Annotated in this window: 8 protein-coding genes; 7 read left to right on the top strand and 1 reads right to left on the bottom strand. The window is 60.4% G+C overall.

What is annotated here, in order from left to right:
- Positions 1-7 precede the first annotated feature (7 nt).
- On the top strand, positions 8-3,547 hold the full coding sequence (gene nifJ, locus ACQQ92_RS07750; RefSeq protein WP_427796184.1) for a pyruvate:ferredoxin (flavodoxin) oxidoreductase: 3,540 nt from the start codon (positions 8-10) through the stop codon (positions 3,545-3,547).
- Positions 3,548-4,231: 684 nt separating this feature from the next.
- Entirely contained in the window at positions 4,232-5,194 is a 963-nt protein-coding gene (gene arcC, locus ACQQ92_RS07745) for a carbamate kinase (protein WP_006235166.1), read from the top strand.
- A 412-nt stretch (positions 5,195-5,606) separates the two neighbouring features.
- On the opposite strand, the gene ACQQ92_RS07740 is transcribed toward arcC, so the two are convergent.
- Positions 5,607-6,437, bottom strand: a complete 831-nt coding sequence (locus ACQQ92_RS07740) for a C39 family peptidase (RefSeq protein ID WP_427796183.1) — start codon at positions 6,435-6,437, stop codon at positions 5,607-5,609.
- 565 nt (positions 6,438-7,002) lie between these two features.
- On the opposite strand from ACQQ92_RS07740, the gene ACQQ92_RS07735 reads away from it, so the two are divergent.
- The 5 genes from ACQQ92_RS07735 (at position 7,003) to ACQQ92_RS07715 (ending at position 13,177) form a co-directional block, all read left to right on the top strand.
- A complete protein-coding gene (locus ACQQ92_RS07735; RefSeq protein WP_427719517.1) occupies positions 7,003-8,454 on the top strand; it encodes an APC family permease in 1,452 nt (483 codons plus the stop codon).
- Between the two features lie 131 nt (positions 8,455-8,585).
- Positions 8,586-9,863: a metal-dependent hydrolase family protein gene (locus ACQQ92_RS07730; protein ID WP_154518625.1), complete on the top strand. Its 1,278-nt coding sequence runs from the start codon at positions 8,586-8,588 to the stop codon at positions 9,861-9,863.
- Positions 9,864-9,980: 117 nt separating this feature from the next.
- Positions 9,981-11,366: a sensor histidine kinase gene (locus ACQQ92_RS07725; protein ID WP_427728891.1), complete on the top strand. Its 1,386-nt coding sequence runs from the start codon at positions 9,981-9,983 to the stop codon at positions 11,364-11,366.
- A gap of 39 nt (positions 11,367-11,405) precedes the next feature.
- Positions 11,406-12,140: a LytR/AlgR family response regulator transcription factor gene (locus ACQQ92_RS07720; protein ID WP_427728894.1), complete on the top strand. Its 735-nt coding sequence runs from the start codon at positions 11,406-11,408 to the stop codon at positions 12,138-12,140.
- A 92-nt stretch (positions 12,141-12,232) separates the two neighbouring features.
- Entirely contained in the window at positions 12,233-13,177 is a 945-nt protein-coding gene (locus ACQQ92_RS07715; protein ID WP_427796182.1) for a zinc dependent phospholipase C family protein, read from the top strand.
- The last annotated feature ends 84 nt before the right edge of the window (positions 13,178-13,261 follow it).

Genomic DNA, 13,261 nt, shown 5'->3' with positions numbered 1-13,261 from the left:
GGGGTATATGGCGCGTAAGTTTAAGTCTATGGACGGCAACGAGGCGGCCGCATATGTTTCGTATGCGTACACCGAGGTAGCGGGAATTTATCCCATTACGCCGTCCAGCCCGATGGCCGACCATGTCGACCAGTGGGCGGCCCAGGGTCGCAAGAACATCTTTGGCACCCCGGTCAAGGTCGTCGAGATGGAGTCCGAGGCGGGTGCAGCCGGTACCGTTCACGGTTCGCTGGGCGCCGGTGCTCTGACCACCACCTACACGGCTTCTCAGGGCCTGCTCCTGATGATCCCGAACATGTACAAGATCGCGGGCGAGCAGCTCCCGGGCGTCTTCCACGTCTCCGCGCGTTGCGTCGCTTCCCACGCCCTGAACATCTTTGGCGATCACTCCGACGTCATGGCCTGCCGCCAGACCGGTTTCGCCATGCTCGCCGAGGGCAACGTCCAGGAGGTCATGGACCTCTCGCCGGTGGCTCACCTTGCCGCCATCGAGGGTAAGACCCCGTTCCTCAACTTCTTCGACGGCTTCCGCACCAGCCACGAGATCCAGAAGGTCGCCATGTGGGACTACAAGGATCTTGCCGAGATGTGCGACATGGACGCCGTCCAGGCTTTCCGCGATCACGCGCTCAACCCTGAGCACCCGCACACCCGCGGCAGCCATGAGAACGGCGACATCTTCTTCCAGAACCGCGAGGCCTGCAATAAGGTCTACGACGAGCTCCCTGCCGTCGTCGAGGGCTACATGAAGAAGATCAACGAGAAGCTCGGCACCGATTACGGCCTGTTCAACTACTACGGCGCTCCCGATGCCGATCGCGTCGTCGTGTGCATGGGCTCCTTCTGCGACGTGCTCGAGGAAGTCATCGACTACCTCAACGCTCACGGTGAGAAGGTCGGCCTGGTCAAGGTTCGCCTGTTCCGTCCGTTCTCCATCAAGCACTTCGTGGACGTTCTCCCCGAGACCGTCAAGAAGATCGCCGTCATGGACCGCACCAAGGAGCCGGGTTCCATCGGCGAGCCGCTCTACCAGGACGTCGTCTCCGCTCTCTACGAGGCCGGCAAGACGGGTATCAAGGTCGTCGGCGGCCGTTACGGCTTGGGCAGCAAGGACACGCCTCCCGCGTCCGCGTTTGCCGTCTTCGAGGAGCTCAAGAAGGACGAGCCCAAGCGCGAGTTCACCATCGGCATTGTCGATGACGTGACCAACCTGAGCCTGCCCGAGGCCGAGGATGCGCCCAACACCGCAGCTCCCGGCACCATCGAGTGCAAGTTCTGGGGTCTGGGTGGCGACGGTACCGTCGGCGCCAACAAGAACTCGATTAAGATCATCGGCGACCACACCGACAAGTACGTTCAGGCCTACTTCCAGTACGACTCCAAGAAGACCGGCGGCGTTACCGTCTCGCACCTGCGCTTTGGTGATTCCCCGATCCGCTCGCCGTACTACGTGACCAAGGCCGACTTTGTCGCTTGCCACAACCCCAGCTACATCGTCAAGGGCTTCAAGATGGTCCGCGACGTCAAGCCTGGCGGCACCTTCCTGGTCAACTGCCAGTGGAGCGACGAGGAGTTCGCCGAGCACATGCCCGCCGTGGCCAAGCGCTACATCGCGAACAACAACGTCAACGTCTACCTGATCGACGCTATCGACCTGGCCGCCAAGGTTGGCATGGGCAAGCGCACCAACACGGTGCTCCAGTCCGCCTTCTTCGCGCTGGCCAAGGTCCTGCCCGCCGAGGACGCCCTGCAGTACATGAAGGACGCGGCTACCAAGTCCTACATGAAGAAGGGCCAGGCCATCGTCGACGCCAACCACAAGGCCATCGATGCCGGCGCCACCGCCTTCCGTAAGTTCGAGGTTCCGGCCGACTGGGCTACCGCCGAGGACGCCGCTCCTGTCGAGCTTTCCGAGGAGACCAAGTCCGCTATCGCCCAGCAGGTCAAGAACCTGCTCGAGCCCATCGATCGCATGGATGGCGACAGCCTGCCCGTTTCTGCCTTTGTCGATTGTGCCGACGGTCAGTTTGAGCTGGGCGCCTCCGCATACGAGAAGCGCGGCGTCGCCGTGGTCGTTCCTCACTGGGACGAGACCAAGTGCATCCAGTGCAACCAGTGCGCCTATGTGTGTCCGCATGCCACCATCCGTCCGTTCGCGATGACCGAGGACGAGGCTGCCGCCGCGCCCGAGGCTACCCGTACGCTCGACGCCATGGGTCCCAAGGCCAAGGGCATGAAGTTCACCATGGCCGTGTCCCCGCTCGACTGCATGGGCTGCACCAACTGCGTCAAGGTCTGCCCCAAGGGCGCCCTCGAGATGGCTCCCGCCGAGCAGGAGATGGATCAGCAGCCCGTTTGGGACTACATGGTCAAGAACGTCTCCGAGAAGAAGGAGCTCATCGCGGCCAACGTCAAGGGCAGCCAGTTTAAGCAGCCCTACCTGGAGTTCTCCGGCTCCTGCGCCGGCTGCGCCGAGACCGCTTATGCACGTCTGGTGACCCAGGTCGCCGGCGACCGCATGTTCATCTCCAACGCCACCGGCTGCTCCTCCATTTGGGGCAACCCCGCTGCCACCGCTCCTTACTGCAAGGACAAGGACGGTCACGGCCCGGCGTGGAACAACTCCCTGTTCGAGGACAATGCTGAGCACGGTCTGGGCATGGCCATCGGTTACGAGGCCGTCCAGAATAAGCTGATCGCCGCCACCCAGGAGCTCATCGCCGCTGACGGTCCGTCCGACGAGCTCAAGGCCGCCGGTCAGGCTTGGATCGACTCCGTCAACGACGCCGAGGCCTCCAAGACTGCTGCTGCCGCCTACGTTGCCGAGCTCGAGAAGTGCGGCTGCGACGCTTCCAAGGCGATCCTCGCCGACAAGGCTTACCTCACCAAGAAGTCCTTCTGGATCTTCGGTGGCGACGGTTGGGCCTACGACATCGGCTTCGGTGGTCTGGACCACGTCCTGGCTTCTGGCCACAACGTCAACGTCTTCGTCTTTGACACCGAGGTCTACTCCAACACCGGCGGTCAGGCCTCCAAGGCTTCGAACCTGGGCCAGGTTGCTCAGTTTGCCGCTGCCGGCAAGGTGACCAAGAAGAAGTCTCTGGCCGAGATCGCTATGAGCTATGGTTACGTCTACGTGGCGCAGGTCGCCATGGGCGCCAACCCGGCTCAGACTCTCAAGGCCATCCACGAGGCCGAGGCCTATGACGGCCCGTCCCTCATCATCGGCTACAGCCCCTGCGAGATGCACTCCATCAAGAAGGGCGGCATGCAGAACTGCCAGGCCGAGATGAAGAAGGCTGTCGAGTGCGGTTACTGGAACCTCTTCCGCTTCAACCCCGAGGCTGCTGCCGGCAAGAAGTTCTCGCTCGATTCCAAGGAGCCCGCGGGCGGCTATCAGGAGTTCCTGATGAACGAGGCCCGTTACGCTTCGCTGACGCGTTCCTTCCCCGAGCGCGCCGAGGAGCTCTTCAAGGAGAACGAGCAGGCCGCTATGGACCGCTACGCTCACCTGCTGAAGCTTAAGACGGTGTACAACGAGGCCTAGGTCTCCCGCCGCAGGATCTGAGGGCTAACCTTCGCGGACGTCCTCGGACATGAAAGAACCCCCGCTGCGCACTACGTGCGGCGGGGGTTCTTTCGTCCTGCGGAATGTCCGCGAAGGTTAGCCCTCAGATCCTGCTACGACTACGTCCTCGGATTGTGGGGCTGAATGAAGGACGTGGCTGAGGGGGCCTTTTGCCCCTTTCGCTGTTTCGCGGCTTTGCCGCGAAACCTCGCGTTACTTTGGGGATGGATGGGGGTTTTAGCTGTTGTTGCCTTCTATCCCCGTGCTTTGGGGCTGGTTGCTTTTTGGAGCTCATCTATATTCCTTATGCTGGATGAAAAGCCCCATGTTTTTGTTGGGCTGCATACTCGTCTTATAAATGTATAGAATCTCGTATAGTGCGAGTAAGATATTGCGCTGTCTGTTTTGTGTTTAGCAAAGATATAGTTTGCATAATCTGGTCTAATCCCTGCTATATCAAAATAAAGTCGCACGTAAATAGCTTAGATATGCTTGAGCTGGGCATCTTTACGCTGAACGGGTAAAAACGACCGTTCACCGTTCAACTGTTTTCAAAATGAATAAAATGAGCGATAAAGAGAATATAAACCTTAATAAACTCGCGTATTGCACGGACGTGGGTTATTAATGGGATGTAGGCCTTTTACAGAAAGGATTCCAGCAATGTCTAAGCCTCTTGGCAAGCCCGATCGTATTGTCGTCGCCCTTGGCGGCAACGCCCTCGGCAACAACCCCGTCGAGCAGATCGAGGCCGTGAGCAACACCGCCCACGCACTCCTTGGTCTCATCGAGCAGGGTAACGAGATCATCATCACCCACGGCAACGGCCCGCAGGTCGGCATGATCCAGAATGCCTTCGCCGCCGCCCACGACGCCATCGGCACCCCCGAGATGCCGCTGCCCGAGTGCGGCGCCATGTCCCAGGGCTACATTGGTTATCACCTGCAGCAGGGCATCGGCCGCGAGATGCACAAGCGCTATAAGCGTTGGCACGCCGCCACCGTCGTCACCCAGATCGAGTGCGATCCCGACGATCCCGCGTTCAAGAACCCGACCAAGCCGATCGGCCCCTTCTACACCGAGGAGCAGGCCAAGGAGTTCATGGCCGAGGATCCCTCCAAGGTCTTCGTCGAGGATTCCGGCCGCGGCTGGCGCCGCGTCGTCGCCTCCCCCGATCCCAAGAAGATCGTCGAGGCCGACTCCATCCTCAACCTGCTCGACAACGAGTTCATCGTCATCGCCTGCGGTGGCGGCGGCATTCCCGTCGTCCGCGACTACGAGAACAAGGGTTGCTACAAGGGCGTTCCCGCCGTCATCGACAAGGACCTGGGCGGCGAGCTGCTGGCCGAGGACTGCGACGCCGACGTCCTGTTCCTGCTGACCGCCGTTGAGCATGTCGCCATCAACTTTGGCAAGCCCAACCAGGAGGAGCTCGAGGACCTCACCGCCGACGAGGCCGAGCGCCTGGCCGACGAGGGCCAGTTCGGTAAGGGTTCCATGGAGCCCAAGGTCCGCGCTGCCATCAAGTTCGCCCGTTCCCGCAAGGGCCGCACCTGCATCATCGGCGCCCTGGACAAGGCCGCCGAGACCATGGCCGGCCTCTCCGGTACCCGCATCCACGAGTAGCCTCTACTCTGTTGCCTCTCTTGTGGGCGCCAGGCAAAGCGCCCACAAACTAGCCTCTCTTCATGAGCCCCGCAGTCCGCTCCGACTGCGGGGCTTTTGCTATTCACCTAGTCATTGGGGACGTTCTCTAAAGGTCGCATCGATCAGCAGCGGGAAACTGTATCCCAGAATCGGCGTTCGAAATGGGACGCAGTTTCCCTATGGCCCTCAACCGGAAAATACATCCCGGAATTTGATCGAAAAGTGGCCCCCAGTTTCCCAAACAGGCCGTGCGCGGAAAGTGCATCCCGTAATCGAGCTCCAAAGCGGGATGCACTTTCCGCGCACGGCAGTTTCTGGCTGTTGGGAATGGTCCTGTCCGGCCGCCCACAAGTGGCGTCCACAAGGGCTGTCCCCAACGACTACCCAATGACTAGTAGTAGGCCCACATGGCTTCGATTTCGTTGAGGACTTCTACGACGCCCCAGCGGCGGGCGCTGCGGCTTTGCGAGTTGGGGTCGTAGACTCCCACCTGATCGGCATCGTCGATGCCCCAGAGCACGATATAGTGTCCAACGCTGGTAAAGGTGCCGGGACGAACCGATGCGATAATGGGCGCGCCCGAGCGCAGCGCCTGGGTGAGGGAGCTGCGATCGATATGGAGCTCAGTTCCGTTAAGGCCCAGCTGCCATGTGCCGCTTGTCATAAACGACCACTCGGTGGCACCGGTGGGTGCATAGTTGCCCGACTCGGAAAGAGCGCACATATCGACCGGCGTCATATCGGTGTGGCCGGTCTTATAGATATAGACCATGGTAAGACAGGTAGGGCCGCAGGCATTTTGGCGGATGGTACCGCCAGCGTAGGGCAGCTCCGACCACGCGGGGTCGATCTGATAGATATGGGGCATCGTGCCGGCTTGCCATTGCGAGCGCGGGGTCGAAAAGGCGAAAGAATAACCGGGCGCGACGGGGGCCTTGAGCAGCTTGTCCTCGGCGGTGGGCTCGAGACCGGCCGAACCGTGGGACATACAGGAGCTCATAAGCACAAAGACCAGACAGGTGAGGATAGAGCACAGTGCGAGGCGAAGTCGACGAGCCGGCAGGGCGGGGGCATTCGCGTGCGATGTCGAGCGGTAGGGCTTGCCGTCGCGTCCGCCTTGGGGATGCGAAAAGAAGCGGTTGATATGGATGCCGGGCTGACGTGCGCCGTTGCGGCGCAGTTGCGGAACCTCGGCTTGACGCTGTCGAGTGCGCGCGCCCAAGCGGCTATCTTGCTGCGCGCTTGTGCCCGTGCGCGGACGGCCACTCTGCCGTGTTCTGCTTGACTGCTGCCGAGACGAAGGCCTGGGTTGCTCTTGGAGGCGTTGCGGATTGCTGCTCGTGGCACTTCTGGGCGTAGGCGTGGTGCGGCCAGCAAGGCGAACGCTTTGTCGCCGTTGATCACCGTCGTTGTATCCGTAGGCCATTCGTACCGCCTTGTCTCATGTATAACCTGTCCATCCTACAAAAAAGATGTGCAACAAATGGGTCTGCGCGTCAAAAGCTCGGTAAACGGTATGAAAGGCGCAAAACACACGGCCTCAAAAATATCTCTATATGCGTCCGATGAGCGTGCGCCCGTCGGTCGGGCGGCAACAATGAGCGGCAAACCGTGCCGTTCGTCCCAAAAACGGCGCCGCTCGTTTTGCAGTTCTGCCTTCGGTCGAGCTACGAGTGGCGTTGCTGTGCCAAGGCCGTATCTTAAAGCCATGAAATAAAAAGTGCGCGGCAAAACAGGCCGTGCAAGGGGTGACGCCAAGGGGCGTCAGAAAGGAAAGGAGGGGAACAATGGCGGACAAGAACGCAGAAGTTGCAGTCGAGGATACCGGCGGCATGAAGAAAACGCTTTCGCTCTGGAACTTCTTCACCATCGGTTTCGGTGCCATCATCGGTACCGGTTGGGTTCTGCAGGTCGGCGACTGGATGGTCGTGGGCGGCGGTCCCGTTCCCGCTATGATCGCATTCCTCTTGGGTGCAATCTTCCTCGTGCCCGTCGGAGCTGTTTTCGGTGAGCTTACGGCTGCTATCCCCATCTCGGGCGGCATCGTCGAGTATGTCGATCGTAGCTTTGGCCGTACGCTGAGCTACATCACCGGTTGGCTCCTGGCTCTGGGCAACGGCATCCTGTGCCCGTGGGAGGCCATTGCCATTTCGACTCTCGTGTCCGAGATGTTCGGTAGCCTGCCCGGTCTTGAGTGGCTGCGCGCCGTCAAGCTCTACACCATCCTGGGCGCCGACGTTTACCTGTTCCCGACGCTGATCGCGCTCGGCTTTGCAGTCTACGTCATCTTCCTCAATTTCCGCGGTGCCAGCTCGGCCGCCAAGCTCCAAGCCTTCCTGACCAAGGCCCTGCTCTGCGGCATGCTACTCGCCATGGGCGTCTCGCTGTTCACCGGCTCGCCGAATAACGCCATGCCTGTGTTCTCCCAGGTCGCCGGTGCTGGCGGCGGTAAGGCCGCAACCGAGGGCACCAGCCTGTTCGCCGGTATCGTGTCGGTCCTGGTTCTGACCCCGTTCTTCTACGCCGGTTTCGACACCATTCCTCAGCAGGCTGAGGAAGCAGCCGAGGGCCTTAACTGGAACAAGTTCGGCAAGATCATCTCCCTGGCCCTGCTGGCCGCCGGCGGCTTCTACATGGTCTGCATTTACTCGTTCGGCACTATCCTTGACTGGCATGAGTTTGTTAAGAGCCCGGTTCCCGCGCTTGCCTGTCTTAAGGGCATCAACATGCTCCTGTACCTGGCCATGCTCGTCATCGCCACGCTTGGACCCATGGGCCCGATGAACTCCTTCTACGGCGCCACGAGCCGCATTATGCTCGCCATGGGCCGCAAGGGCCAGCTGCCCGAGAAGTTTGCCGAGGTCGATCCCAATTCCGGCGCTCCCAAGCTCGCCTGCGTCGTTCTGGCCATCATCACCGTCGTCGGTCCGTTCCTGGGCAAGAACATGCTCATCCCTCTGACCAATGTGTCGGCTCTCGCCTTCATCTTCTCTTGCGGCATGGTCGCTCTTGCCTGCCTGCGCATGCGCTTCACCGAGCCCGACCTACCTCGTCCCTACGAGGTGCCCGGCGGCAAGTTTGGCATCAGCCTCGCCATCGCTGCCTGCGCCATCATCATCGGCCTGCTCGTGATTCCGTTCTCTCCCGCCTCCCTCAACATGGTGGAGTGGAGCATCGTGATCGGCTGGTTGGCTATTGGCCTGGCTCTCATGGCTTTCACCAATTCCCGTAAAAAGTAACGCCGAGCCGGGGCGGATCGGGTGCGCGGTGCCCTCTCTCCCGCGTACCGAACCCGGCATCACTTGGGTAGCTTTGTGAGGCCTTAACCCAACACGGCCTCACCCACTATATGGATCCATAAGGAGGAACCATGTCCACTAAGTATGCAATCGTTGGCGGCAAGCTCATCGACGGTACCGGTGCCGAGCCGGTCGAGAACTCCCTCGTTCTCGTCGACGACAACGGCAAGATCGAGTACGCCGGTGTTATGCAGGACCTTCCCGAGGGCGTTGAGGTTATCGACGCCGCCGGCAAGACTGTCCTTCCCGGCCTGATCGACACCCACCTGCACTTCTCGGGCAACCTGACCGACGATGACACCGATTGGGTCATGCAGCCGCTTCTCGAGAAGCAGGCCGTCGCCGTCAAGCAGGCCTACGACTGCCTCACCCACGGCCTCACCACCGTCTGCGAGATCGGCCGCTTTGGTATCCAGATTCGCGACTGCATCGACAAGGGCGTCTTTAAGGGTCCGCGCGTTCTGGCCACCGGCCTCGGCTTCTGCCGTGTTGCCGGTCACGGTGACTCCCACCACTGCACCCAGGAGCTCAACAAGGAATCCCATCCCTGGGGCGACCAGGTCGACGGTCCTTGGGATCTGCGCAAGGCCGTCCGTCGTCGCCTGCGCGAGAACCCCGATGCCATCAAGATCTGGGCTACCGGTGGCGGCATCTGGCGTTGGGACTCCGGTCGCGACCAGCACTATTGCTCCGAGGAGATCCAGGCCGTGGTCGAAGAGGCCAAGATGGTCGGTATCCCCGTGTGGAGCCACTGCTACAACAACCACGCCGCCGCCTACGATTCCGTTCGCTTTGGCTGCGAGCAGCTGATTCACGGCTTCGATATCGATGAGCGCACCATGGACCTCATGGCCGAGCAGGGCACCTTCTTCACCCCGACGATCGCCTTCCTGCCCACCTGGTACGCCACCTATCCTCCCGTCTACGTCCCCGAGCTGCACGACAAGTACGAGGGTACCCTGGTCGAGAAGGAGCTGCAGCGCAACTATGACTGCCTGCGCGAGGCCAAGAAGCGCGGCGTCGTCATGACGATCGGCTCTGACTCCTTCTCCTTCGTCACCCCGTACGGCACCTGCTCCATCGAGGAGATGTACGAGTTCGTCGACAAGATCGGCTTCACCCCGGTCGAGACCATCACCTGCGCCACCCTCAACGGTGCCAAGATGTGCCACATCGAAGACGAGACCGGTTCCATCGAGGCCGGCAAGTGCGCCGACCTGCTGGTCGTCAACGGTGACGTCGCCGCCGACATCCACGTGCTCAACACCGACAACATGGACGTCATCATGAAGGACGGCTGGATTGTCGAGGCCGGCACCTTCGGCGAGCCAAACAAGTACAGCGCCTAAGCTACCGTTAGTCGATGGCTGGATGTAAAACACAGTTTTTGATTGCATAATGCAATGGAGAGGGTCGCTTGCGGCCCTCTTTATTGCTATCGGTGCTACGGACAAGAGGGGATGACGGTGGATCTCAATAGGCTGATTCTGGGCAAGAGTTACAACTCTACCAAGGTCTTTCGTACGGCCCAGCATGTGGTTCAGGCCATCCTACTCGGTGTTGTCGTTCCGGCGCTTATCTTGCTGCTTATCTGGGATTTAACCGATAATCCCAATCCCGTTCCAGGCGTTGTCGTTATTGCCGGCCTGGTCATGCTGTGCTTCTTCTTCTCGTATGTCTTTGTGGTCCCCGATGACCTCACATCGAGCGCAACCGACCGCACGCTCGCCATCGCATCAAAAATATTTGCCTACACGTCGCGCGGCCTTACGCCCGAAGCGGCCCTGGGTGCCTCTAAAATCATCCTGTCCGAGACCATCGCTTCTGCCATCTGCTTTACTGACGGCAGGCAGGTGCTGGCAAGCTGGGGCGAGGACTCGGCAAAGTGCCCTGCCGGAACCCCGGTAGTGCTCAAGACCACGCTCAACGTGATTGAGACGGGCGAGCAGAGCGTGTTTTCGCGTGATGCCTCCAATGAGACGGGCGGCTATTTTCCCCGTCTGCGTGCCGGTATTGTCGCGCCGCTTAGCGTGCGTGGGCATTGCGTGGGCACGCTCGAGCTGTATTACCCCCGCCTGAGCAGCATCGATATGCGCCAGACGGCGCTTGCCTCGGGTTTTGCCGATCTCATTTCCACGCAGCTCGCCAGCTTTGAGCTCGAGCGCCAGGATGAGCTCACGGCCCGCGTTGAGCTCCGCGCTCTGCAGTCGCAGGTCGATCCGCATTTTCTATTCAATACCATTAGCACGATCGTTTCGCTCGTTCGAACCGAGCCCGACAAGGCGCGATCGCTGCTGATCGACTTTTCCAACTACTATCGTCAGACGCTTTCTGATTCCGATACGCTCACCACGCTCGAGCACGAGGTGGAACAGGGCACCCGTTATATCAATCTTATGCAGGCCCGGTATGGCGACGGCCGTCTGCGCGTTTCGGTCGACATCGACTTTGAGGTGCGCGACAGCCTGGTGCCGCCGTTTATCTTGCAGCCGCTGCTCGAAAACTGCATCAAGCATGCGCAGCGCGAGACCGAGCCGCTTTCCATTCGTGTTAGGGCTTTTGAGACCGATGACGGCTTGGAGATCATCGTCGAAGATGATGGCATCGGTATGAGCGAAGAAGTCTGCGCGCATCTGTTTGAGCAGCATCGCCGAGAGGAGCCCGAAAGCATTACCGCCGACGGCTCCGTCAAGCGAGGTTGCGGCCTGGCGCTCTTCAACGTGCTTCAGCGCATCCATTTCTTTTACGGAGAAGATTCTGGCATGCGCGTGAAGTCCCAGGAGGGCGTGGGAACGCAGGTCATCGTTGAGTTGAACGGCGAGCCGCATGAGCCGGCGCCGCTAACGGTGTAGCACGCGGTTGGATTGAGAGAAAAAAGAGGGGAAGCGCATATGTCCGAAGGCTGGAACATCTTGGTGGTTGACGACGAGCCTCCAATTAGGGCTGAGCTACGTTATCTGTTGGAAAAGGATGCGCGTGTGGGCCAGATTGCCGAGGCGGGCAATGTCACCGAAGCCGTGGAATCGATTCTGTCGAACAAGCCCGACGTGCTGTTTTTAGACATTACCATGCCCGGTCGCTCGGGAATTGAGCTTGCCGAGACGCTTCAGAACCTAAAGACACCGCCGGTCGTGGTGTTTGTGACGGCATTTGCCGAGTATGCGGCTGATGCCTATAACCTCGATGCCGTCGATTACATCGTCAAGCCGGTCGAGGATGCTCGCCTGTCAAAGGCGCTCGACAAGATCGAGACCGCCTTGGGCGCACGCCGTGTCGTCCATGCTCCGCACCAGCCTTTGCGCCTGACGGTGGATCGTGGGGGTAAAAAGGTGTTCATTCCCGTGGCGGATGTCTGCTACTTTGAGGCGCGCGCCGATTTTTGCAACGCCGTCTGCGCCGAGGGAACATATCTGATCAATGAGTCGATTTCATCGCTCGAGCGGCGCTTGGCCTCCGAGGGCTTTATCCGTGTCCACCGCAGCTATCTGGTCAATTTGGAAGACGTGCACAATGTCGAGATCGGTTCTACGGGTCTTATGGAACTCAGGCTCGATCGCGTAACCTCGACGGTGCCCGTGTCCCGTCGTCGCGCTGCCGAGGTTAAGGCGCGCCTGGGGCTTGTGTAGACGGTCCGCATGCCATCGTTTGCCGACGCGGGTTTGGCATGGCCGCGCGGTGGGCATAATGGGTGACATCGAATGAAATCGAAAGGATCATTATGCCTGCGCTTATTACGCATCATCTGTTTGGCGAGGAAAGCATCGATCGTCTGCCGCAGGGCGTCATTACGTCCGACGAGGAACGCATTGCCTTTATCCTGGGCAACCAGGGTCCCGATCCGTTTTTCTTCCACATCCTGACGCCGCGCGTTTCCGACTGCACGCTGCTGGCACAGGCCATGCATCGCTCGCGCATGTCGCGCCAGTTCTCGTGCCTGCGCGACGGCGTGTCCCATCTGCTCCCGCGCGATGCCAACTTGGGCCGCGCCTTTGCGCTGGGCCTGCTGTCGCACTACGTGCTCGACCGTAATGCGCACCCCTTTGTCTACGAGCAGCAGTTTGGCATTGTCGAGTCCGATCCCGAGCTGGAGGATTCGGGCAGCCAGGTCCATGCGGTGCTCGAAAGTGACCTGGACGTGTTGATGCTGCAGCTCAAGCGCGACGGGGCCACGGTCGAGGACTATCCGCCGGCGGGCGAGATCGTCACCACCGACCGCATCAATCGCGTGGCCGGCGTGCTGATGAGCTATGTTGCCGGGCGTGTGTACGGTATCGATATCCCAGCGGGGGAGTACGGTGCCGCCGTTGCCGACATGCAGCTGCTCTATCGCGCCATTGAACCGGCGGGCTCGGCCAAGACGCGTGCAATTGCCCTGGTCGAGGGCCTAGTACACGACTACTCCCTGCTCGATGGCCTTGCTCACCGCGTGATGACCGAGCCGCCCGAGCGCACCGGCAATCTGGGCCATCTGACGTGGAAGAATCCCTTTACCGATGAGGTCTCGAACGAGAGCTTCCCCGAGGTCTTTGACCGCGCGCTGGTCGATTACGAGTGCACGGTCACCCGCTTTATCGAGACCGGCGATATGGAGGCCGTGACCAACCACGTCAATTACAGCGGTCGCGTGCTCGGCGCTGACGAAGAGTTCGACCGCGAGGAGTAGGGCTCGTGCGTGCCCCTTTGCCGAATCCTTACCGGTGCCTCTGTGCAATTGGGGTACGATGAACTGACTGCATATCGGGCGAAT

This window comes from Collinsella sp. SGI.241, assembly GCF_050312955.1.
Classification (GTDB): Bacteria; Actinomycetota; Coriobacteriia; order Coriobacteriales; family Coriobacteriaceae; genus Collinsella.
Note: the sequence above shows the minus strand (reverse complement) of the source record. Positions and strands in the feature narration are given on the sequence as shown.